Raw genomic sequence first — 22,767 nt, forward strand, 5'->3', positions numbered from 1 at the left:
TTTTGCGTGAGTCCTGTAAATGTCAGCCGCGTGCACCTTCTAAACGTCGCTGTTCTTCATTCGCAAGATCAGCGATGGGAAATAAAATAGCTCGGTCGAAATCAGCAAGAGCGCTACCGCGCGAGACACGTGCCGGCCAGTCTGCATGGGTCAGGGCGCCACGTCCCAGTGATATTGCATCTGCTTGGCCGCTTGCAAGTAAATCGGCGGCACGCACTGGATCATGCAATGATCCGTTCGCAATGACAGGTATACACGTATATTTCCGGGCAAGAGTAGCCAGGCTGAGGCCGTCTCCGAACGCGCTCTTCCATGCTTCAAACTCGGTAGTGTGGATATAATCGATAGGCAGTTTCGCCAGTGTCCCAAAAATGAGTGCAGCCTCAATTTCTGCATTGCGCCATTTGTGTGTGAAGTCATTTACCTTCGCTTGGGATATGCGCAAACCAACTGTTATCTCGACTCCGACTGCCATGCGTACTGCCCGTACGACCTCAATCATCAGGCGTAGGCGGCGTTCTATGTTCCCGCCATACTCGTCGTCGCGCAGGTTCGTCCCTTCGCTAAGAAATTGATCAAGCAGGTAACCGTTTGCGCCGTGGATTTCGACTCCGTCGAAACCAGCATCTTTTGCACGGACAGCCGCAGCGGCGAAGCCATGGATTGTTTCTGCAATTTCATCGTGTGTCATTGCGCCTGGTAACGGGTAGTCACCCTTGCCACGATAGAATTCCATCTGCTGTCCTTTAGGTTTTACCGCAGACGGGGCAACTGTATCGTCCCGGTAAGGGTTTCCTTGCGCCAGCGCACCTGCATGCATCAGTTGTGCAATGATGTACCCGCCATTTTGATGGGCTCCCTCAACCACCTTTACCCAGGAATCGCGTTGGATATCGTCAGACAAGCCGGGTTGCTTCCAATAACCTTGTGAGTAAGCTGTGTCCGTATAAATACCCTCGGTGATTATCAAGACGAAACCACCTTCGGCAAAGGAGCTGTAGTAGCGTGCCATTTGATGCGTCGCGCATCCAGTGTCTGTCGCACTTACACGTGTCATGGGTGCCACCGCTAGCCGATTTTTAAGCCACATGCGCCCTACGCGCAGAGGATCGAACAGGAATTTCAACTGTTGAATATGATGTTTTTTGGTATCTTTCATATCAGCTCCCTATGTCAGTGCGTATAGCCACAATTGCTTCTATCTCTATCATGGCCGCAGGATCGTACAGTGACTTGATTTCTGCAATTGTGTCTGCCGGGTACGGCGCAGTAAAAAAACGACGGCGTAGTTCGACGACCTCTTTGAAATTGCCCATATCAGTAACGAAAATGGTAACCTTGATAACATCCTCAAGGCTGGAACCCCCCGCCTCTAGTGCGCGCCTGAGATTGGCAAATGCCTGCTCACCCTGAGCTTCAAACCCCCCAGCGACGATCTTGCCGTCGACTCCGGCACCTGCCTGACCGGAAACGAATAACAGCCTGTCAAATTTGATCGCCTGTGAAAGCAGGAAAGGTTCGTAGTTGTCTGGATGGGTAATAACGGTTCTGTCGCATTGTTGATCAAAAGGCGGAATTTCCCCGAAACGGCACTGCTGCGCTCAAACGGGACGGACCACTCCTGCCAGCGCATAAAATTGGTCAGCGAACGACATTGCATCGGCGCCGTCGATTGCGAACTGGCCCTTGCGGATCATGTGTATCAGTTCGATGCCGGCGAGCACGGAGCCGGCACACCGGATCGATTTGAAGTTGAGCATCGGCCTGGTCACCCGCTTGATGGCGCGATGGTCCTGCTCGACGATGTTGTTGAGGTATTTAACTTGGCGCACTAGGATCGGCACGTCGCGGCCGGCGTTGATCGCATCGATCGCCGCCTTGTTGGCGCCGCTCTTGTCCATCGCAACATTGTCCGGATCGCCGTTCGCTCCCATGGCCTTTTCGAAGAAGCGCTTCGCTGCGGCCATGTCGCGCCTGGCCGTCAGCAGTAAGTCGACGGTCTTGCCCTGCTTGTCGACAGTGCAGTAGAGGTATTTCCAGACGCCCTTGACCTTGATGTACGTCTCATCCATGCGCCAGCTGCCCCCGACCAGTCGCTTGTGTTTCCGGGCCATCTTCTCGATGAGCGGCAGGAACCGAATCGCCCAACGGTTGATCGACGAATGGTCGACCGACACGCCACGCTCTTCCATGATCTCCTCGAGGTGCCGGTAGCTCAGCGGGTAGGCCGCATACCAGCGGATGCAGACCAAGATCACATCGATCGGAAAGCGCATCCCTTTGAAGTTGAGCATATCGGTTCGTCCTGGGTTCGGGCACCGCAGTTTACCTAATTGGCACGTCGACCTTCGCTAACGCGACAGTACCTTCTGGTTAGAACGGAATATGATAATGAGTTTAAAATTGTTGAACTTAAATCATCATGGAAGATGTCGTTAAGTAAAGATGCTTGGTATTAATGAATTGGCGGGCCTCTCTTGGTTTGCATGTAACGTAACGCCTTTTATTTAATAAGAGGCGTCTCAAAAACGGGATTTAAAGTTCGCTAAGCGTGCGCGGAGGCCGGCACCCAGCGGTACAGCATCGGTACGGACATGCCAAGGTTCTTGGTCACAGCTAAGTTGTGTATCGTTGCAGCGGGCAAGACTGCCAACCCAATCAATTTCCTTAGCCTACGGCGTGTAATAACATTGAATATCCTGACTGGGAATGACATTGAGAAAACGAGGATACTCGGTACGTTCGATCGATTCCAGCCTGCCTCCAAATGGTCAATTTGGCAAAGATTAGCGTAGTGATCAGGAAAAGGGAAATGCTGTTGAAAGATGCTGGGTCGGGAAAATAGATCCTTATGCAAATAATTGCGAATTTTTTTCACTCTATATAACTGAAAGTGTTATGGGATAATTTTACCATTATCTCGGCACGACCCCAGCTTGACTGCACCGGCAATTCCAGCCCGCCGGGTGATACCAGGAAATCAAATAATAGTTATTTATTTGAAATCTTCCTTGCTGCCTCAAGGTCTAATATTTATAATTAATCTAGCCTATTAGATAATTGTTGTTGCTAAAAAGAACACCGTTATCCAACCAGGCAGCACATGCGGTGCCGGCAGCAAGAGTACGTTGTATGAATTTTTGCCGCGCAACACATGAATCGTTGTTCAACAAGATCAAACAGCCCGGCAAGCATGTTGCGTCCTTGTGCCCTCCCCTCCCTGGCAGCCTGCCCGGCGGGTGTCCGGTACGATCAGGCATGACCACAATTCGTGGCCTACTCGTGACCTGTATCCATGCATCATGACTGACCGGCAATACACAAGGAAAACATGATGACTACCTCCAGCTTTGTCTTGGGATTTTCCACCAACCTCACCATCGGCCTCAATTCAGACTGGGATCCGGCACGAAACAAACTCAATATTCTCTACCCGACCACGGACGAAGCCATGACGCCCGCCGCGCCCGTCGTATCGATGGAACGCGGTACCTGGACTTATCCCGACATCAGCCTGCACAACAATGCACTGAGCCTGCTTGATGCGCTTATCCCTTACCAGATACTGACCCCGGCTGCTGACATTGACGCTGTACAGATCGGCGCCGGCGCCCTGCTTGGCGGCGCCTATCAGAGCACCGCTTCGCTACAACAGTTGTCCGGCGCAATCGGCGTTGACCTGACCAAGGCAGACTATCGCTATGCATTGGTGAAATTGCGTCGTGTTGACAGTGAAGTCACTCATGCGTCACAGACTGGCGGCATTCTGGTGCATGCGCGGCCACGTCAGCCCGATGCAGCCTATCACCTGACAGAAAGCTTCATGTCTGACATCACCAAGCTGCCCCATGCAGGCCGCAGTCGTCAGCAAGACTATGGTGATCAACTGGTGCAGAGCGATGCAGAACGGGTTCTGGCGTCCTTCAAGCAATACGGCACGCACTATGTGTCGGCACTGGAATTTGGCGACACCATCCTGCAGGTATTTGCCTACATGCCAGAAAAATTCGCCCGTATCGAAGAAGCATATGCGAATGGCAATAACATCCTGTCCGGCCCGGGTTCACAGGATTTTGTGCAGTTCACCACTGACAGCAAGACAGGCGTATTTGGCCTTGTGGCTGAATATGGCAAGGTCTTGTGCCTCAGCAATAGCGCGGCATTTACTAAAAGCCTGCACAACCAGTCCTGGCTGGACAAAATCTGGTCGCAAAAGAACAGTATCTTTGCCTTGTTCAACCCCAATGCCAGCTTTAGCCTGTTTACCCTGCAAGAACAGTTTACCGAACAGACCGTCAGCAAGGTAACGCTCGCCAGCATGGGGGTGATGATAGAACAGAAGCGGCTCTTGCTCTGGCAGCGGGTATTCAAGGGGGCGATGGTGCAGAAATATCGCGACAATGTGCAAGCCAACTTCATGGTCTATGACGACCGCGATTTTGAACGCATGCTGCCAGCCGATTTCAATGATGTAACATCCTTCATCGCGACGCCAAACATCAATGTATACAAGGCCCGCCTTGACATAGGCGAGATGCAGTTCGTCGCCGCCACTGAAGTTGTCAACTTCACCCTGTTCGCCAATGTGCTGGCCCTGAAGAGCAATGCCGCCTTTGCTGTGCCTGGCAAGAACCTGAGCCTGTATGCCCAAGTGTTTGACATGCGCAGCAAGGGGCAGCCGCGCCAGCTGGAATTGAGTGACGCCGGTTACGACCAGCTCAAGCTGGCCTGCGACGAATTTCTCGGGGCACTGGTAGTACGCAACCGGGCAGGTGACCGCTATAGCGTGATTGTGGACGGCCTGCGCTTTGGTCTGCAAGGCAGCGGCGCCGGTGCAGTACCCATAATTGCTGGAGATGTGCGTCTTTCGCCTGATCAGGAAGCTGTACCGAAGCTGATCAACAGTCTGCAATATTCAATGAGCTTTGCCGAAGCCGTGCTGAGCGACCAGTCAGCCTGCGCAAACGATGGCCTGCAATTACTGATGCGCCGTTACCTGAACTGGATAGCCAGCTGGATACCTGTCCTGCCCGACGACCCCGAAGTGATCGCCCTGCGCGTGCGCGCCATGGACTTGGCCAATTTTGTCAACGACCCGGAATCAGGCGCCTTCGTACCGATTCTGCCATTCGACGATTACCAGCAATATGTACAGAAAATTCTCGGCTACCTTGACCGTATCCAGCTGCAACTGGTGCAGAATGAACAGCGCATGGCTAACCGCCGCCTGCAGGAACTGGTCATCGATGTCGGCAAGACCCTCAATGAAAACATCATCGAATCAGGCAAGCTGGTCAGTGGCATTGTCGATGCCAATATCGCTCAGCAAAAAGACATGCAGGGCTTTTACCAGTCAATGATAGACCAGGGCAAGGCTGAAGCTGCACAACAGCAGACAAAACTCAATGAACTCAACAAGCAACTGTTGCATGCCAGAGGGGATGTGGATGTCGCCACGCAACAGTACAAGTCCGCGGTCGAAAAATGGGAAACCATGGAGATCATCAAGTTTGGTCTGGATGTGGCGACCAACCTGTTCAGCCTGGGTACGTCCTTCTTGATTCCGGCCTCGTCCATTTCTGCTGTCAAGGACCTGGGGCTGATGGCGCAACGCATACAGAAAACCCTGAATGTACTCAACGCCACGCAAAAACTGTATACCGGCATCAGCACCGGCCTGACAGGACTCAATGGTGCACAAGCCGCACTTGACGGCCTCGATGCCGGGCAGTTTGGCAATCCCTCAAGCCAGTCATGGGATGAGATGTCGCTTTATTTTGACCAGGTGATGGCAACCGGCCCCGATGTCAAGGCAGAAAAGGCTGCATTGCAGACCGCCTTCAAGATCATGGTATTGCGCGGCAAGGCTGTCGCCGGTGCAGAATCTTCATTGCACACCATACAGCGCAACATCTATACCAATCAATTGCAGCAAGAACTCAATGCCCGTCAGGCAGCCCGACTGGCCGAGCTGCAAAATAAACTCAATCCTGCCAATGTCAAGGACCTTGACCGTTCTGCCATCGATCTGATGGGCCTGACTGGCCAGCTGACCTATATGCAGAACCAGATGCTGACCATACTGGCCAGGGCTTTCCTGACGCAGGACCAGGCATTGCAATATGCCTACCTGCAGGCAGCTACACCAATTACGTCTTTCAGTCTGCTCAAGTTCAGCGCCGCCATCGTGCAGCAACACGGCCGCACCCTGGCGGCAAAGAGTGCGCTGGCACCTTACCAGCCGGTGCGCACCAAACCCATAGAATTCGTGATCGAGGGCGTCAATCCGCAAGAGCTGACCAACGGCAATATCTACAGCCAGACCATCTTCCTGGACAATGCTGTCTTCTATAAGTATGCCAATGCCCGCATCATTGCCGTGCTGGCCACTGTCGAAGGTGTCGCTGGTACCGACAGCGGGCAATACCTGCTGCGGCTTGCCTATAACGGCAACCCTTTCAATGACCGCGACATGAACCGTGACCGGTTGAGCTTCCGCACACCATGGCGCGAACGCATCTATGGCTATCAGTGTGAAGATAACAGCCCGACCTTCTCTGATCATGGTGAATCCTGGTCAGAAGGTGTGAGCCGGGTGACACCGTTCTCTACCTGGGAAATTTCTTTCCCAGCAACCCAGACCAATCGCGGCTTGCGTTTTACCTCAGGCACAGTCACCCTGCGTCTATCCTTTGTACTGGAAGCGCGTATCGTCGACCCGGCTATGCTGGCCAGGCTGCGCATGGTCACACCTGCTGTCAGTGCACTGGCAGGCCCGGTAGCACGCATGGCAATTGCGCCAGAAGCGGATCATGCCGCCCTCAAGGCATTCGCCCTGCCATCCAAAGAAAACCTGCTGACAGCGCTATATCAGCAAGGCAGCTGCACCAATGGCTGGGACGTCGTGTTCAACATGGGCTTGTCAGAAATCAACCGCGTCCTTGCCATCCAGTATGAAGAGTTAAAGACATCGACCACTTACAAGAACAGGATCGTCGTCTCTACTTCAGAAAAATATCCAGGCAATGTCACCATCAACACCTATTTTGAAGTCGAGTATGGTTACCCCAAACTGGAATTCAGCGTCAACAGCAACAATACCGCCAGGCTGGACATGGAAATCCTCAAGGGTACGATGAAGGTATGTACCAAGATAGGTTCTGCCCCGGAGGTATGTGATCCGCCGCAAAACATCACCGGCGAAACCATGACGGCCTACGTACCCTTGGGCAAGGTCAACGGCCAGGTCAAGGTTGGCAACCAGAACCATGACGTACTCAGGGTAGAACTGAATATGCTGCAAGGTGCATTTTCGATAGGCAATATCCGGCTCAGTGACGCTACCAAGGTGGAATTCAATAAGGCGGTACAGGCTTACTTCACGCAGAACCCGGTGGTCTACCTGATCAACCAGCTGGACCTGACGGAGATCCCCACCCTGCCCGCCTTAAAACCCAGCAACTTCCTGTTCAAGCCCCTGCAGACCGCCAGCGGCAACCAGATGTTGCAGCTCTACATTATGACTGGAGGGCGTGACCTGCTCAATTACTCGCTGGCTTCACTCAACAACGTGCCTGAACCGCTGCCACAGGGTCAGAACACCAGCATGATCGTCAGCTCTCAACTGGTGTTCCGCGACATACTGCCGCAAAGCCTGCGCAATAATGGCTGGACACTGCAAGGCCAGAACCCCGGCAGCAGCGCCAAGGCCTGGACAGCCACCTTCACCAGCGCCAGCGTGACTGCCACCGTCGACCTGAGCCCGCTCAACCATAGCAGCAGTGTTTCCGGTCAGGGCGGCGGATCAACGACGCGCTATACCTACTCCATCCCCGGCGGTAATGACATCGCCTGGAGTCTGAACGGCACCACCCTGAAAGTCCAGTCGAATGGACAGCTTGTTTATGGCGGCACCCAAAATCAGGTCATGAATTATAAAGAGCATTCGTCAACCACGTTCTATCCCTGCTTCTTCAATTGCACCAGCACCTCAGACAGAGACCTCAGCACCGAAGTCAGTCTGAATGTACAAGCCTTCATGCCTTTGTCAGTGGGCGGTGACGGCCGCAACCAGAAGATCAACATCGCCATGCAAAGCACAGGGGTCAAGGTGGAAGGCCATATGTCAGGCGGCGGACCCAGCGGATCAGATGACCTCAAGAGCCAGGTCAATCAGCGTATCAATAGCCAGATCCCACCACAGATAGAGAAAAAACTGTCCATCAATTTTGAAGCGGTTTCTGTCTTTGCGCTGAAAAACCTGCTATTCCCTTCAGGCAATTACATCAGCTTCAGCAGTTGTGATGTACCAGGTGATTTGCTCCTGCTGGGGAATATACAGGCGAAATAAAAACAAGCCAGACGTTCTCGTAAAAACCGCATGACCAAAACAGACAAGGCGTCAATTCAATATTGAATTGACGCCTTGTTCATTGACCTGTGTATATCATAACCCTACCGCGACCTTTGGATTTACCAAAGTCAGATATCGTGGTTTGCAAAAGAATGCGCATCGCTTGTTTGTGACCTGTGCACTGGCGAACTTGTCTAGGGTTCGCAGGCGCTTGATGCGCATGCAAGGGTCATAGTGTGCCCAAGGTGCGAGACATCGCACGAAAAGTGAAAAAATTGGCGAGTTACCTCCCCAAATCTCTGAAGATAATCATGTTATGAAGACGCTTTTATTCTCTGTTCGTCACATGATTGAAAATCAAAGAAAATTAGAACTTAATCAGATATTCCTTAGAACTAAATCTGACGTTCCCTAGAGCATTCGATGGCTCCGTACTTGCACACGGTAGGTTGTGAGCTTAAGCGAACTACCAACGAGTGGTCTGGCCACGACAGTTTGTTCACAACTAAGCGCACGTACATGACATGGCTTTGCGCCAATACTTGATTCACTTGATTTGCAATCTTCTACGTTAGGCTTGCGGCTTCAGACCGATATGAAGCGCAGCGATACCCCCCATGAGATTTTCGTAGTTTACATGCGAGTACCCTGCATCCTGCATCATGGATTTGAACGTTTCCTGGTCCGGGTGCATCTTAATCGAGTCAACAAGATACCTGTACGGCTTCCCATTCCCGACGAAGATCTTTCCAAAGGTCGGCCACAGGCTGGAATAGGCATCTGTCATCATTTGTAGTGGCTTGGAGGTGGGCTTCGAAAACTCGACGATCGTTAACTGTCCGCCTGGCTTTAGGACACGCAAGATCTCCCGCAGTGCCTGCATCTTGTTCGTGAAGTTCCGAATGCCGTAGCCGATGGTTACAGCGTCGAAGGTGCTTTCCTCGAACTTCAAATCCTCAGCATCTGCCTGAATAAACTGCACATTGTCCGGAATATCAGCCTTTGCAAGCCGTGCACGCCCTGCCTGTAACATCTGATCATTGATATCGCTGTGGATGACAGATCCGTGAGCCCCGACCCTTTTGCTGATAAGAATAGTCAAGTCACCGGTACCCGCAGCAATATCGAGCACCTTCGACCCCGGTTTGATGTTGCTCTCCTTGATGGCGTACCATTTGACGGCGCGATGAGTCCCGAAAGAGATTACGTCGTTCATGAAGTCATACTTCGGCGAAACGGTATCGAAGACCTCTGCAATCCTCCTCGCTTTTTCATCGACTCTGACTTTTTCGAATCCAAAATGTGTGGTCTTTGCCTGGTCTTTTTCGCTGTATGCTCTTGCGGTCATATCGGTACTCTCAAGTAAAGTGTCGGTTCAATCGCGTAAAAGAAGCACTAACACCGCAAATAATATAAATGCGGTGACACTGAATGCCATTGCTCATATGACGCGCCTACGCACCTGCTGATTCTGGGACGATAGAAATTAATGTGGATTTTACCACGCCCGATAGCAACCTTTAATGAACGTCCAGGGCCGAACCTAGCTTTCTAGAATTTGGTTCCGATACTTGGAATGAAATGAATTTTTCTCTGATGGACCGGTAAAAAAGTTAACCTTTTTTTACTTGTAATAATAGCTAACTCAAATAATAATTAGTTATTAAATTATACACTATATAACAGAAGCAATCGCCCAGCGCAGCTTTTCCGGTTTCCAAGTCGTGAGTATGTTTGCTTACTTCGCCAACACGAAAAGTCGTCTGAGCACATTTATGATCATAGGTAATATCCTCCACAGCGACCAGCAAACCACTTCGGAGCAATTTATGGCAAACAATCTTGTTTCTATTTCTGTCGCAAATTACAGTTCACTGGGCGAAATTCAAATTACGCAAAACGGCACCGTAATGGGTACTGTATCCGCTGCGCAGTCTTCGATCATCCCAACCATTGGCACCGTCAGTGTTACGCCAGGTCTCGCAATTTCTATTCAGGGCGCTCCGAATTATTACAATGTTTGTGATGTTGCCGCAGAAAATGTGGTGGCAGGCCTCTTCATCCAGACCAATGTAGCGTGGGGAACCAACGCCTGTCCGTGTGATAGCGTGCAAAGTCAGTGGCCCTCCAATTGGCCAGCACTGTTTACTGGCAGTGTGTGCGGCGATGACGGCACCGTCGGGTGTATGCAACAGACTCCAGACGGAAAGCCAGGTGGCACATGCAACCCCAACTGGTTGCAATACACCACGATTAACGCCGATAGTATCGCCATCAACGCGGGCGACGACTGTCGCACCATCTGCACCAATAATTTATGCAACTTCCTCCTGGGAACCGGTGGAGTTACCCAGATCACTTTCGATTTCGAGGTGGTCAACTACACCAAGTCGGACGGCAGCGCCATTTGGCTTGCATTCTGGATTTATTGCAAGGCTTGGCAGAACACCCAGGAAGTCGATTTCATTGAAAGCCGGTGGGGACCTGGCGATGGGTTGAACAGCAATTTTGCAGGCCAAGGCGAACAGGTCGTCATCTATCCTGGCAGCGCAACTGGACCTTGGACAGGTTCCATCACTGCAAACTTTTCCACCAATTCCGATGGCACGATTGCGGTCAGCGTCTCCAACAGCGTCAACAGTAACATAGGCACGGCGACATTGGCAGGGCCCACCGGCTCTGAAACAGGCTATTTCTTTGTACTGAATACCTGTCCCACCGATCAGTCTGATTGTACTATCACCATTTCTAATCTTAATGTGGTTGGCACTTGGCAGGGAACTACCTGATGCTATCAGCCGTAGCGCCAGTATATGTGTTGAAGTTTGGGGCCTGGAGCAGTCCCCTCTATTTCTATGTAACACAATGGATTCAAATAACCGACTTCTTATTGAGCATTGTGTAATCTTGTCACACTCTTTTTCCACAAGCGGAAATATCAATCGAAAACAGGGGGGCGCATGCGGGTATCAACTTTTTCCAATGGGGTCAGAGTAAACGCAATTGCGGGAACTCATGTAGTTCTACTTGGCTTTGACCTGGTTAGTACCCAGCGTTCTGGCTGTCTGGGCTTTGCGATTCAGCGTCGTGATCTGAAGACGGGCGAGGTTGTTTGGATGCGGGGCATGAAAACTTTTGAGACAACTGAACCGAATGCTGCATTAGGTCAGATGTTTTCGTCGCAACAGCATCCGTTTCAATCATTTCAGTGGTCGGACTACAGTGTTAAGCCTGGCCAGAGCTACGCCTACGAAGTTCACCCAACTTATGGAACACCTGAGGCCCTTGAAGTGCGGGATGGCGCCGAAGTTACCGTGGTGACTGAGATTGAGTGGGGGGAGCCACATTCAGTATTTTTCAACCGTGGAAGCGTTGCGACGCAGGAGTACGCCAGACGATTTCAGAATCGTCGTCCCAGTGAAGTTGGCCAAGCTGCCTACGACTGGCTTTCGCGCGGTTTGCACGAGGCATTGCTGACTTTGATTAGTCGTGCAGACAGCCCAGCCTGGAAGGTACATGCAGCTATTTATGAATTTCAGGATGGCCCCGCTCTGGATGCCTTAGCCCAGGCCAGTTCAAAGGGTGCCGAGGTACACGCATTGTTTGACGCGATTCCTGGCGAGAATCATCCAATGGACGAAAACAAAAAAGCCATTACAGCGGCCGGTATCGAAGCATTATGCATCCCTCGCACGCACGGCAAGATCATGCACAACAAATTCGTCGTGCTGACTTACAACGGAACGGCTCAAGTAGTATGGACTGGCTCCACCAATTGGACACAAAATGGCATCTATGGACACTCCAATCTGGGTCACGTGGTGCAAGACAAAGCACTGGCCCAAGCCTTCCTTACCTATTGGGAACGTCTATCCACAGACCCTAAAACTGACCGAACTTCTGGCTACAAAACCAGCAACGTAGAGCAAACGCCAGCCCCAGTTGCCGATTGGCCTCAGAGTTTGGCATGCATTTTCTCACCCCGTAACAATCAGGATGCACTCGACTGGTATGGTGAACTGGCGGGAGGCGCGTCCAGCGGACTGTTTGCGACTTTTGCTTTTGGAATGAACAAGACGTTTCAAAATGTCTATGGACGCGATGATGATGTGCTGCGATTTGCGTTGATGGACAAGCGGACCGCGCAGACCCGTGAACCGGCCCGAAGCAACGACTTGGCAGCCATTCATGCGATTGCAGCACGTAAGAATGTAGTCTTAGCCATTGGAAATAACATCGTGACCAATGAGTTTGACCGTTGGTTGGCCGAGATGCACCAGATAGTTGACCATGTCAATGTGCCGTGGATTCATACCAAATACATGCTGGTGGACCCGTTGGGGGATGAGCCTGTTGTCATCGTGGGTTCGGCTAACTTTAGTGACGCGAGCACCACTGACAACGACGAGAACATGCTTGTGATCCGCGGGGATAAACGCGTTGCGGACATCTACCTGGGTGAATTTATGAGATTGCATTCGCACTACGCCTTTCGCGAGGCTGTTGCGATTCATACCGAGCAAGGAGGAAAACCTGTCGATTGGCGGCCACAGTATTTACTAGACAGCGATGCGTGGCAGTCTCCCTACTTCGATCCCAATGAGTCTTCGGGGCGTTTCTACCGGCGCAAGTTCTTTGCGCAAGCCATGAGTCTTTGAACGTGTCCTTCAAGTCAACTAAAGGAGAAAATCCGTGCCTATTCCCAATTACTCAGTAGTCAAAGGTGCCTTGCGCGTGGGCGTGCCATTTGAGCCCGGTAATAAAGGTGACCCACATTACAACGTCATTATGGTTGTAGGGGGACGTGAGTACCGCGTTGCCGTGAATACACAGTCGCAAGATCACAGCGATCTGCTATTTCTCGCCACCTATCACTTTGACCACCCTATTGTGCAGTCCTTGACCTCATTGCCTGAAGGCGTGACGCCGCAGGGCGTTCGTCTGGATTATTTTCGTGACCCTGCACTGCTGAATGTTCATCGCATGACACCCATGGCTCCAAGCCAGGATGGGCCAGCAAACGACCTGAACGACGTTTTGGCAGACCTGTTGACCACCGAAGAGGACGTAGCAAACCAAACCACGTACAAGGTGGTCACACCGACCTACACGGAAAGCCGAACAGCCTATCGCCCTAAGCAGGCCGTGACCGTATGGGCGGTTGGCAGCCTGTTTGCTGCCGAAAGCGAAAGCCCAGGCGTGCATGACATCCATATGAATCAAGGCAATGGTGCGGACCATCGGCGAGACAACGGCATCTACACAGATGGAGCTCTTTTTGTGCAGGTTGGCAATGAAATGCGGGCATTCTTTGCGGCGTTCCAGTCTCAACGGCTTGGGACTGATTCCAAAGGCAATCCCGTTCCTGGTGCCAAGCCATTGTTGCAACTGTCATAGCCATAATAAGATCCTATCCCAGATAAGGATAGAGGCGTGATGCCGCTCTACCAGCGTCGTCCCTTGTGCCAAAACAAGCTTTAAGGCTTCTTCACGCAATTCTGGTGGGTATGTCTTTTTCTGTTTCATTATTTCTCCTGATCGTTTATTTTAACTAACAGGGATGTCCGAAAAAGTCAGGATACCTCACCACAAGATGACTCAGTCAACGTTGTTCGAGCAAGAAGACCATCACTTGAAATTGTGTTTTCTGCTTTTTCATTTTGGGTCTGCTGGGAAATACTGAGCAGAGCATCACATATTCCAGCAATTCCTCGATTATAAGCATTGCTTTGTGTTTCAGAGGATACGGCACGTTGTTGCTTTTCGCTATCAGAAAGCTCTACGTCATCATTGTCATAGGCGCCAATTTGATTGTTACGATTCGCTTCACTCGCATGATAGGCATCATTATTTGGATTCATGCTATTACTGCGGTCATCATTCGAATTTCTGCTCATTATCTTTCCTCAAATTTACTCAAATTTTTTCTAAGTTTGCAAACGGGACACCAGTGCGGGCGTTTTATTGTATTTGGCGTTGCGTTCCATTGATGACCAAGTGCACATTCAAAAGCTAAATGCACCTTGTCACCTAAATACACTACTGAGAGACATCTTCCGCCCCTTTCAATTGCGATATCCTGGACTTGTTTTAGCCTTTCGAGTGCGCTCGAATTTTTAGAGGTTTCATTTCGCCCATTTGCACAAATTGGACACCAGGATTGTCGGTGCAAAATGTTACATGGTTGGGCTCGCCATTCATGACCTTGATCGCATATAAACTGTAAGTGCTTTCGAATTCCTGCATATTCGCTCGATAAACATCTCCCGCCCCTTTTTTCAGCTATCAACTGAAATGTTTTCAAATCATGTTTGTCGTAATGCTGTCCACGGCATTGAGGACACCAGCTTTTCCTATAGACAATATGTTTCGCGGTTGCAATCCATTCATGCCCTAAACTGCACCGAAAGTTAAGTGTAGGGCGTGTACCTGAAAAATCGCCCCCCAAGCACGTGCCGCCGTTAGCAGCAGCGAGTACTTGAAAATAGGCGAGATCGTAGATATTCTCTGTCACGATTTGTCTCCCCCAACTATTCTTCTAAAATGGAGAGGGCCAAACTGATTAAGTTTCTTTTGTCAATTTCATTTGCCGTTTCCGTAGCGCGCAAACAGGCGGAAACTTTAGCCACCTGGTCTTTAAGTATTCTAAGTTCGGTTGACAGCAATTCGTTCATAGCAACTTCAGAAAGTTCAGCCAATCCGCTTTCTCCATGACGCTGGTCAATCCAGCCAAGAGGTTTCTCAAAGGCTTCCTCAATCCTTCGCGCTACTTTTACACCAATGTTGCGACTGGGGTTTTTGCCAAGTAGTTGGCTAACCTGAGATTCAGCAAGGCCAACTCTTTCGCCAAATCGCCTAAATCCACCCACTAAGTCCGCTAGATATCTAGCATTTGTTCGAGATATGTCAGAGTAGGTCGATGTTCTATCTTGACTGTTTTCAATCAATTGAATTTCCTTAGGAAATGGCTGAATCATTATGAAACCGCATTATTTGGAGCAATTAATTGCGTTTTGAGCGCATAAGTTTTTGCTCTGCAATATTTTTTTCCATCGTTGCAAGCATGCGATCCGAGACTGCCAGTGGGTCTGAGGAATTAACTACTTTCGCGGTTCCAATTGCGCGAGCAACTGCGTAACAGAAAATGACAAGCAAACATAAAGCACATAGCTTTAATTTGTCAAAAATGTCGACTTGGAAAAATCTGACTGCGAAGCAGAACATGCTTAAAAACCACATAGCTGCCGAAGACTTCAATTTTCCCCATGTGGCAAGGAGAACAGAGTTGTGCATGTAAAAAATTGCGGCAAGTGACGTGAGAGTATTCATTGCTTTGTAGGTGGCATTCGAGATTTGTTCCTGAAATACCGAATGAATTTTCGCAAGATCAAAAACAAAAAGCCAAAAATAAAAATATTGATAATAGGGTTAATGACGTTGTCCAGACTCAGACCGAAGCTGGGAAATGTGCGTTGAAGAAAAAATACACCAAGCAAATACCCTAACGCTATTAGGCAGATCCACCCAAAACCCGTGATCTCTCCGCCAGTCTCATACATCACGTCGCCGCAGATTCTGCATAGGTGCTGCGTTTTGGAATAGCGCAGTTTTCCAAGCAAAAATGGACGGTAGTGAGATAGGTGCGGCAACCCCTCATGCTTGCAGTTGGGACATTCTATTGTATCCAAGTGAACCTCCTTTTTCCTTTGGTTGAAAGACTACTTTTCTGGCAGTACCAACTCGACGTTAATGAAGCCGTCTGTCATGAACTCTGCAACGAGAGCGTTACACTTCGGGCAGTACCCTTGCTCCTTCTCTTTGCCGCCGGGAACTCCCATAGGGCGTTCTATTACTTTCACTTTTGAATGACAACTTCGGTACTCTGTTCGTAGCTATGAGACATAATTTTTCCTAGACTAAAATAACATCTCTGCCCAGCACCAAACCGCGCTCACCTGCCATCCGTTTAGCTAAGGCAAAGTTTCCATGCACGCCAACAAAATTGTGAACGTCGTTCGTTGGTTCATAAACAGATGCTGTAAACACTCTGCCAGGTTGCTCGATATCGCCTATGACATCATGTTGCACAACTTCATTTCGACCGACAGACGCATGCTTTTCAATAATGCCATCCGCAATAGGCTTTGAGGCGCATACGGCTACATCATTAGCCGTTCCCATAGAGTAATTCAGTAAAACATAAACTATCATCTGACATCCTTAAATAATGCCGCTATTATTATTTCCAAGCTTCCACTGGAAGTTACTACTTTATGCATGCTCCACAAAGTGGGGCTTCTGAGTTCGCAAGAATTCTCGGACCGCATTATCGTGATCCTGACGGTTTTCCGGTTATGACGACTTATTCTCTCGATGGCTTGCGAGCCATTCAGCATTTCGCTTATCGCCCGCTATATTCGCTTGCTCGTCGAACGCCCATACTTCTTTCTCACTTAACAGTCCCTGATCTTCTAGGGCTTCCATGTAACCCATGAGACGCAATTGCGCAGTGTGTACAGCATCGGGGTCTTTGGCCAAGCTGATCTGTTCGATCCGACGCACGACCGCTGCACGCGCTTCTTCTTTTTCCATACAAGATTCCAAATTGGTTGGACAGGCACCGCTCCTACCCCTTTCATTGACAAAGCCAGCTCGTGGCTGGCGATTGGTACTGCTAGGGAAGAAAAGATTTTTCCTTGTGCTGTTTTCCTATCCTGTTTAGATGGTAGACCATGCTTCTGTAGCCAAACGATTGGCTAAATCTTGCTTTTCAATTTGACCTGCAATACCAAAAAGAACTGCTGCGTCACGAAATTGTACTCGTGCTGTATTTTCTGATAACGTACACCTAGATAACTCACCTAGAGCAAAGAGCGTGTTAGCTTCAGCAAGAACGTTGCCGATCTGCTTGTACAATAGCATCGCTTCCGTTAGATGAGTTTCTGCGGGTTCAAAGCGTCCAAGCGCTTGTTCTACGTACCCCAGACATAGAAGCGCATTGGCCTCACCCAGCACATTGCCAATTTGTTTATGTAGTCGGAGCGCCTCTGTAAAGTGCATCAGAGCTTGGTCCTGGCGTCTCAGGCCATGTTCAATATGTCCAAGGCCACTAATCGCGTTGGCCTCACCCAGCACATTGCCAATCTGCTTGCTAAGTCGAAGTGCCTCCGTAAAGTGGGTCCGAGCTTTGTCCTCATGACCCAGTGAGCGCTCTACTCCACCCAAGCCAGCATGCGCAGTTCCTTCACCCAGAACATTGCCAATCTGTTTATGCAACCGCCTAGCCTCTGTAAAGTTGCTGTGCGCCGTTTCATAACGACCTAACACGTGTTCCATATGTCCTAGGCCATCAAGCGCGTTGGCCTGACCTAGAATATCGCCGATCTGCTTGTGCAGTAGCAGTGCCTCAGTAAGGAAAGCTAGTGCCAGTTCAATGCGACCAAGTGCTCGTTCTACAAAACTTAGGCCACTAAGTGCATTGGCCTCTCCCAAAACATTGCCGATCTGTTTGTGTAGCCGCATCGCCTCAATAAAGTGCGTCCGTGCCGGTTCGTTACGGCCCAGTGTCCGTTCTACCTCACCCAGACCTCTAAGTGCATTAGCCTCTCCTAATACATTACCGATCTGCTTTTGCAGTCGCAGAGCCTCTGCAAAGTGCATCCGTGCTGGTTCAAAACGGCCAAGCGAGATTTCAATACGACCAAGTCCATTATGCGCATTAGCCTCTCCTAGTATATCGCCGATTCGCTTATACATTAGCTGGGCTTCGATAAGTTGTGCCCGTGCCTGTTCAAAGCGCCCCATTTCCCGCTCCATTCCGCCTAGGCTACTATACGCATTGGCCGTACCCTGAATATTGCCGATTTGCTTGTAGAGCCGAAGCGCCTCAGTAAAGTGCGCTCGCGCTGTTTCGTTGCGGCTCAGCGCGCGTTCTACCTCACCCAGACCTATGCGCGCATTTGCTTCTCCCAAAACATTGCTGATCTGTTGGTGCAGTCGAAGCGCCTCGGTATAGTTCGCCCATGCCTGTTCGATACGGCCAAGCGCTCTCTCAACACGACCAAGTTCGTCAAGCACATTTGCCTCTCCCAAAATATTGGCATTCTGCTTGTACAATCTCAACGCCTCAGTAAAATACTTTAGCGCCGGTTCATAACAGGCCATTATGAGTTCAACCCCACCCAGCCCCTTGAGCGCATTTGCTTCCCCCAAGACATCACCCGTCTGCTTGTGTAGTTGGCGCGCTTCTATATAGTGCGCCCGCGCCGGTTCAAAACGGCCAAGTGCGCTTTCTACCCCGCCTAGTCCATTCAGTGCATTGGCTTCCCCCAAAGTATTGCTAATCTGCTTGTGAAGTCGCCAGGCTTCGGCAAAGTGTGTTCGCGCTGGTTCGAAACGACCCAGTTCGCGCTCTACCCCTCCCAGCCCCTGAAGTGCATTGGCTTCCCCAAAGCATTTCCAATCTGCTTGTGAAGCCGCAATGCCTCGGTATGGTACTTGCGCGCCGATTCGTTACGACCCAGTGCGCTTTCAACATGACCGATGTCATTAAGTACATTGGCTTCCCCCAATACATTGCTTATCTGTTTGTGCAGTAATAGAGCCTCAGTAAAGTACTTCCAGGCCTGCTCATAACGGTCAAGCGAGCGCTCTACCTCACCCAGACCACTAAGGGCATTAGCCTCTCCCAAAATATTGCCTATTTGTTTGTGCAGTCGTAGCGCCTCATTATAGGCCGTCCTTGCCTGATCATAGCGACCAAGCGCGTCTTCTATATTGCCCAGGCCATCAAGCGCATTGGCCTCTCCCAAAAGGTTGCCGATCTGCTTGTACAGCCGCAGCACCTCAGCGAGGTGCGCCCGCGCTGGTTCAAAACGGCCTAGCGAGCTTTCAACTCTACCCAATCCACTATGCGAATTAGCCTCACCCAGAATATCGCCGATCTGCTTGTACAGTTGCAGCGCTTCAGTAAAGTGCGCTCGTGCCCGTTCAAATCGGCCCACCACGTGTTCTACAAGGCCCAGACTATTAATAGCTCTTGCCTCGCCCTGGGTATCGCCGATCTGCTTATAGAGTCGTAGCGCCTCAGTAAAGTGTAATCGCGCTGGTTCAAAACGGCCCACTGCATGCTCTACAGAACCCAAACCCAGAACTGCTGTCGCCTCACCCAGATCATTGCCGATCTGCTTGTATAGTCGCAGCGCCTCTGTGAAGTGCGCTCGTGCCGGTTCAAATCGTCCCACTGCGTGCTCTACGATACCAAGGCAGTCAAGCACTTCGGCCTCGTGCGGAATATCGCTAATCCGCTTATATTGTCGCAGGGCCTCGGTAAAGTGAGCTCGTGCTGGTTCAAACCGGCACTCTGATAATGCTGTTTTCCCAAGATCGAACGATATGTAAGTGTTCGAGTCTTTGGATTCATTTATTATTGCTGGGGCACCTAAGCCAGAGAGAAATTCGCGTAACGTTTCACAAACGGCGGCACTCCGGTCTGATGGTTTGGCAATCGATACATGATCGTCATCTGTTGCAACTGGATCAGTGCCAACACCCGGATGCGCCGACGTGGAATTGACAATCCTCATCCCTTTGATATCACGTGTTTCAAAGTATGTGAAAGTTTCCATTTCGTGCTTTGGCGCGTGATTGCGGTACCAATTGTATAGATTGCCCAAATGCGCATCATGTTCCTTTAGCTCACCGATGGAGACGGTCGTGCCCAGTACAGTTGAAAAATGGCTTAACAAGGACGCTAAGGTAGCGCCAGCGTGCGGTGTAGCAAGAAATAGCACGCCTTTGGTAGCGGAGATTATCTTGTTATCTATTGCTTGTACGCTGTCGCTAGAATCACGCAAAATTTGCTTGACCAGCAAGCCTCCGAGGCTGTGGCACACAAAAATGATGGGTCTCAGACCAATGCACCGCTGGCACAGCAGATTAAGTACCTGCCTGGAACGCGTGGGAAGCGCCATACTGTGCCCCGCATCCGATCTCACATTGGAAAAAATCTTAGGAATACGAAGCCATCTGGATGGGCTTGCCGCGTATTCCAGTGACCATACACCGACATTTTTGAACTCGTCTCCCACCCAATGCGGCCATGATGTGCTCTGATCTTCACCGTGACGCCAGGTTTTAAAGGCGTCACCTCCAAGACCGTGAACAAAAATCACATCCGCTATACGCGTTTCAATGTCGGTACCTGATATCGGGTGGAGTTTAGCCATCGTGTTATCCAGAATCAAACATGATTAATAATATATCCCCTTTGAGGGATTTATTAAGATATTTTTGCCACTTTCTTCTCTAACTTTTCATGTTCTTGCTTAAGATTTTCATGCGCAATAATTTCACGAATCAGGTTCCAAATTGGCTCCCCCATTTCACGAAAATCATTTGAGTCGTGAGGCAAAAGCCATTTATCTAAAGCACGTTTCGCGCATCCAAGCCGCTGGGCAAACGATGCTCTATCCATGTTCAATTGACTCATTGCTTCACGAAGAAATTCTTGTTGTTTCATGTTGTCCAATAATAAACTAAATTATCCCTATTGGGGATACTAAATGATTACAAAACTTCTGAAAACATTTGCCTTAATTTTGAGTTTTCAATCTCAAGATATGGCAAGACGTGATCAAAATCCGCGTGTCCTAAAAGCTGTTGTACCGTTTCTAAGCTTGCTCCTTGCTTTAGAAGGTTACTGGCAAAGCTACGCCTCCCGCTGTGGCTGGAACCATGTTTGATGCCTGCGTCACGGTAGACCTTTGTCACATGGGATTGAAGGCTGTCGCAGGCCAGGTAATCGGCTTGCTCGCCAGCGTAGTTTGTTCGCCTCTTGGTGTTCAGGTAAAACTTACTGCCTTTGTGTGTCAGTATCAAAGTAGTTTGGGGTGATAGACCACGGTATTTCTCATTGTTTAGCTCCGTGCCAAGGCCGCGTTCGATGCGCAGCCCTAAGTATCGCTCAAGAGCGTCAATTGTTTTTTGATGCGTGACGTAGATGCACCGTTGGCGACATCCCTTTGTAATAGATGCAAACTGACTTCAGACCGAAGAACGCCTGATGAAAACATGATGTCCTGAATTTCGATTTGGGCTATTTCTGATACCCGCATGCCACAGGTCAGCCTAGCAAGAGAATAAGGCAATCACGCTCTGGGTGTCTTGACGTGGCTTCAGTAACGCGTAAAAGGTGACGAATTTGACCTGGCTTGAGTGTGGTCGCTTGTGGCATGTGTACCTCTGAATAGGATTGATAGGGGTTTTATTCAGAGTGAATCTATTGGAGACTCTTTTTCAAGCTTATCACAAACACTGGCGGGCAGTCCTCGGAAAAGTGGGTAACCCGTTACCGGCCCTCCTCCCATTAATCGCCGGACGAAAAAAAACCTTCCCGAAGGAAGGTTTAGCAACTCATAAACTGTTGAAGAACCGGAATTAAGTGGGCTCTTCATTGATCATTCGGGTCATAGACCTCTACGGTTATTACTTCCCCCTGATCAACACATACATAGGCTGTCCGTCCATCAATATGGGCAAAATAGTATTCAGCACCGACCCCAGTTGAGGGGCCATCTGCGTCAAACCAATCTTCTATAGTGCTCTGATTTAAATAATATATGGGGGTACATAAATGAGCCATAGCCGCATATCCCCTTTCAGTTGCGCTATAGTCTAGATGCGAAATTATCGACTAAGCAGCGATAGTTCCAAACCCGCGCTTTTCACTTGGGAATATTGTCTGCGCATAATCTTAGAGGACCTATGGGGAAAAATGAATCTGGTGTGATCTCTATTTTTAAGAGAGTACTTCAAAGTGAAGCCGAACAGTCCTGCCGTCACTTTGACGAGTTTCCTTTGGGCCCACAGGATAGACACTTACTCGGGGACGACTTATGGGTTACTTACAATAACTTTGCAATTGTTGAAATGAAATGGAGCGAAGCTGAAATTCGTAACGAGAACGCGAAAATTCGGCGCGTTAAATTACTCTGTAAGGGCCTTGCTGAAAGCCCTGAGATGGCCGCCTTCCACGCAAAATGCCATCGAATAGCTTGGCGCGATTCCCAAAGTGGTCGGCTAATGTCTCAAGAGTACCGAAATCGCGTATGTTGTTTAACTTGCCCAGACACGTGCGTAGACATCGATTGTGGCGCTGCGCCTTTGGCGATAGAAGACTTTGCAAAAGAATTTTTCGGGCATCCCCCCTCCCATTGCCTGCCCTTGATGGAATTTCAATCATATGTAAAGTGGCTGACGACTACTGTTACCGGTGCGCCTCGTGAGGTTATAGTGCTGGCGCTGAATAAGTCCCGCTTTACTGTTTCTGAAGAAATGACCTTGGACCAGCTGGGCGCGCGACTACCAGCTCTACCGTAAGAACATGTCTTGGTATATTAATAATATATGTTTAC

At 49.9% G+C, this 22,767-nt stretch carries 19 protein-coding genes and 1 pseudogene; 6 read left to right on the top strand and 14 right to left on the bottom strand.

From position 1 onward, the window contains the following. Positions 1-22 precede the first annotated feature (22 nt). Genes UNDYM_RS29930 through UNDYM_RS29940 form a run of 3 tightly spaced genes read right to left on the bottom strand, consistent with a single transcriptional unit; the run spans position 23 to position 2,294 of the window. Positions 23-1,159, bottom strand: a complete 1,137-nt coding sequence (locus UNDYM_RS29930) for an NADH:flavin oxidoreductase (RefSeq protein WP_162044886.1) — start codon at positions 1,157-1,159, stop codon at positions 23-25. 1 nt (position 1,160) lies between these two features. Next, a complete protein-coding gene (locus tag UNDYM_RS29935; protein WP_162044938.1) occupies positions 1,161-1,577 on the bottom strand; it encodes a RidA family protein in 417 nt (138 codons plus the stop codon). Positions 1,578-1,601: 24 nt separating this feature from the next. Continuing rightward, a complete protein-coding gene (locus tag UNDYM_RS29940; protein ID WP_162044881.1) occupies positions 1,602-2,294 on the bottom strand; it encodes an IS6 family transposase in 693 nt (230 codons plus the stop codon). A gap of 1,040 nt (positions 2,295-3,334) precedes the next feature. Between UNDYM_RS29940 and UNDYM_RS29945 the strand changes: the two genes are divergently transcribed. After that, positions 3,335-8,350 (top strand): FliJ family protein, encoded by a 5,016-nt coding sequence (locus UNDYM_RS29945; RefSeq protein ID WP_162044887.1) that lies wholly within the window; start codon positions 3,335-3,337, stop codon positions 8,348-8,350. 115 nt (positions 8,351-8,465) lie between these two features. Continuing rightward, positions 8,466-8,588 (top strand): annotated as a pseudogene (locus tag UNDYM_RS29950) (IS5/IS1182 family transposase); the annotation flags it as partial. A 336-nt stretch (positions 8,589-8,924) separates the two neighbouring features. Here the strand turns inward: UNDYM_RS29950 and ubiE are convergent. Then, a complete protein-coding gene (ubiE, locus tag UNDYM_RS29955; RefSeq protein WP_162044888.1) occupies positions 8,925-9,701 on the bottom strand; it encodes a bifunctional demethylmenaquinone methyltransferase/2-methoxy-6-polyprenyl-1,4-benzoquinol methylase UbiE in 777 nt (258 codons plus the stop codon). Positions 9,702-10,182: 481 nt separating this feature from the next. Between ubiE and UNDYM_RS29960 the strand changes: the two genes are divergently transcribed. The 3 genes from UNDYM_RS29960 (at position 10,183) to UNDYM_RS29970 (ending at position 13,750) form a co-directional block, all read left to right on the top strand. Beyond that, positions 10,183-11,142 carry a hypothetical protein gene (locus tag UNDYM_RS29960; RefSeq protein ID WP_162044889.1) on the top strand — a complete coding sequence of 320 codons (960 nt, stop codon included), beginning with the start codon at positions 10,183-10,185 and terminating at the stop codon, positions 11,140-11,142. 171 nt (positions 11,143-11,313) lie between these two features. Then, the gene (locus UNDYM_RS29965) at positions 11,314-13,011 is read left to right on the top strand and encodes a phospholipase D-like domain-containing protein (RefSeq protein ID WP_162044890.1); all 1,698 of its coding nucleotides are present in this window, start codon (positions 11,314-11,316) and stop codon (positions 13,009-13,011) included. Positions 13,012-13,045: 34 nt separating this feature from the next. Next, complete coding sequence (locus UNDYM_RS29970; RefSeq protein WP_162044891.1) at positions 13,046-13,750, top strand: DUF2278 family protein; 705 nt, start codon at positions 13,046-13,048, stop codon at positions 13,748-13,750. Here the strand turns inward: UNDYM_RS29970 and UNDYM_RS31200 are convergent. The 10 genes from UNDYM_RS31200 to UNDYM_RS31450 form a co-directional block, all read right to left on the bottom strand. Further along, positions 13,745-13,879 (bottom strand): hypothetical protein, encoded by a 135-nt coding sequence (locus UNDYM_RS31200; RefSeq protein WP_255456560.1) that lies wholly within the window; start codon positions 13,877-13,879, stop codon positions 13,745-13,747. The genes UNDYM_RS29970 and UNDYM_RS31200 overlap by 6 nt on opposite strands. A gap of 47 nt (positions 13,880-13,926) precedes the next feature. After that, positions 13,927-14,250, bottom strand: coding sequence for a hypothetical protein (locus tag UNDYM_RS29975; protein WP_162044846.1), 324 nt, complete (start codon positions 14,248-14,250; stop codon positions 13,927-13,929). A 633-nt stretch (positions 14,251-14,883) separates the two neighbouring features. Then, entirely contained in the window at positions 14,884-15,330 is a 447-nt protein-coding gene (locus UNDYM_RS29980) for a hypothetical protein (RefSeq protein WP_162044892.1), read from the bottom strand. Between the two features lie 25 nt (positions 15,331-15,355). Beyond that, positions 15,356-15,682: a hypothetical protein gene (locus UNDYM_RS29985; RefSeq protein WP_162044893.1), complete on the bottom strand. Its 327-nt coding sequence runs from the start codon at positions 15,680-15,682 to the stop codon at positions 15,356-15,358. 582 nt (positions 15,683-16,264) lie between these two features. Then, on the bottom strand, positions 16,265-16,564 hold the full coding sequence (locus UNDYM_RS29990; RefSeq protein WP_162044894.1) for a hypothetical protein: 300 nt from the start codon (positions 16,562-16,564) through the stop codon (positions 16,265-16,267). Positions 16,565-16,705: 141 nt separating this feature from the next. Continuing rightward, positions 16,706-16,945 (bottom strand): hypothetical protein, encoded by a 240-nt coding sequence (locus UNDYM_RS29995; protein WP_162044895.1) that lies wholly within the window; start codon positions 16,943-16,945, stop codon positions 16,706-16,708. A gap of 126 nt (positions 16,946-17,071) precedes the next feature. After that, a complete protein-coding gene (locus tag UNDYM_RS30000) occupies positions 17,072-18,685 on the bottom strand; it encodes a tetratricopeptide repeat protein (protein WP_162044896.1) in 1,614 nt (537 codons plus the stop codon). Between the two features lie 80 nt (positions 18,686-18,765). Further along, on the bottom strand, positions 18,766-20,580 hold the full coding sequence (locus UNDYM_RS30005) for a tetratricopeptide repeat protein (RefSeq protein WP_162044897.1): 1,815 nt from the start codon (positions 20,578-20,580) through the stop codon (positions 18,766-18,768). A gap of 53 nt (positions 20,581-20,633) precedes the next feature. Next, positions 20,634-20,873, bottom strand: coding sequence for a hypothetical protein (locus UNDYM_RS30010; RefSeq protein WP_162044898.1), 240 nt, complete (start codon positions 20,871-20,873; stop codon positions 20,634-20,636). A 47-nt stretch (positions 20,874-20,920) separates the two neighbouring features. Then, complete coding sequence (locus tag UNDYM_RS31450; protein ID WP_370529502.1) at positions 20,921-21,124, bottom strand: tyrosine-type recombinase/integrase; 204 nt, start codon at positions 21,122-21,124, stop codon at positions 20,921-20,923. Positions 21,125-22,117: 993 nt separating this feature from the next. Here UNDYM_RS31450 and UNDYM_RS30020 point away from each other — a divergent pair. Then, a complete protein-coding gene (locus UNDYM_RS30020) occupies positions 22,118-22,732 on the top strand; it encodes a hypothetical protein (protein WP_162044899.1) in 615 nt (204 codons plus the stop codon). The last annotated feature ends 35 nt before the right edge of the window (positions 22,733-22,767 follow it).

The organism is Undibacterium sp. YM2, from assembly GCF_009937975.1.
Taxonomy (GTDB): domain Bacteria; phylum Pseudomonadota; class Gammaproteobacteria; order Burkholderiales; family Burkholderiaceae_D; genus Undibacterium.

What these genes read in the sequence shown, in the direction of transcription:
- UNDYM_RS29930 (WP_162044886.1), bottom strand. Translation starts at nt 1,159, where the DNA reads ATGAAAGATACCAAAAAACATCATATTCAACAGTTGAAATTCCTGTTC.
- UNDYM_RS29940 (WP_162044881.1), bottom strand. Translation starts at nt 2,294, where the DNA reads ATGCTCAACTTCAAAGGGATGCGCTTTCCGATCGATGTGATCTTGGTC.
- UNDYM_RS29945 (WP_162044887.1), top strand. Translation starts at nt 3,335, where the DNA reads ATGACTACCTCCAGCTTTGTCTTGGGATTTTCCACCAACCTCACCATC.
- ubiE (WP_162044888.1), bottom strand. Translation starts at nt 9,701, where the DNA reads ATGACCGCAAGAGCATACAGCGAAAAAGACCAGGCAAAGACCACACAT.
- UNDYM_RS29960 (WP_162044889.1), top strand. Translation starts at nt 10,183, where the DNA reads ATGGCAAACAATCTTGTTTCTATTTCTGTCGCAAATTACAGTTCACTG.
- UNDYM_RS29965 (WP_162044890.1), top strand. Translation starts at nt 11,314, where the DNA reads ATGCGGGTATCAACTTTTTCCAATGGGGTCAGAGTAAACGCAATTGCG.
- UNDYM_RS31200 (WP_255456560.1), bottom strand. Translation starts at nt 13,879, where the DNA reads ATGAAACAGAAAAAGACATACCCACCAGAATTGCGTGAAGAAGCCTTA.
- UNDYM_RS29975 (WP_162044846.1), bottom strand. Translation starts at nt 14,250, where the DNA reads ATGAGCAGAAATTCGAATGATGACCGCAGTAATAGCATGAATCCAAAT.
- UNDYM_RS29980 (WP_162044892.1), bottom strand. Translation starts at nt 15,330, where the DNA reads ATGATTCAGCCATTTCCTAAGGAAATTCAATTGATTGAAAACAGTCAA.
- UNDYM_RS29985 (WP_162044893.1), bottom strand. Translation starts at nt 15,682, where the DNA reads ATGAATACTCTCACGTCACTTGCCGCAATTTTTTACATGCACAACTCT.
- UNDYM_RS29990 (WP_162044894.1), bottom strand. Translation starts at nt 16,564, where the DNA reads ATGATAGTTTATGTTTTACTGAATTACTCTATGGGAACGGCTAATGAT.
- UNDYM_RS29995 (WP_162044895.1), bottom strand. Translation starts at nt 16,945, where the DNA reads ATGGAAAAAGAAGAAGCGCGTGCAGCGGTCGTGCGTCGGATCGAACAG.
- UNDYM_RS30005 (WP_162044897.1), bottom strand. Translation starts at nt 20,580, where the DNA reads ATGGCTAAACTCCACCCGATATCAGGTACCGACATTGAAACGCGTATA.
- UNDYM_RS30010 (WP_162044898.1), bottom strand. Translation starts at nt 20,873, where the DNA reads ATGAAACAACAAGAATTTCTTCGTGAAGCAATGAGTCAATTGAACATG.
- UNDYM_RS30020 (WP_162044899.1), top strand. Translation starts at nt 22,118, where the DNA reads ATGGGGAAAAATGAATCTGGTGTGATCTCTATTTTTAAGAGAGTACTT.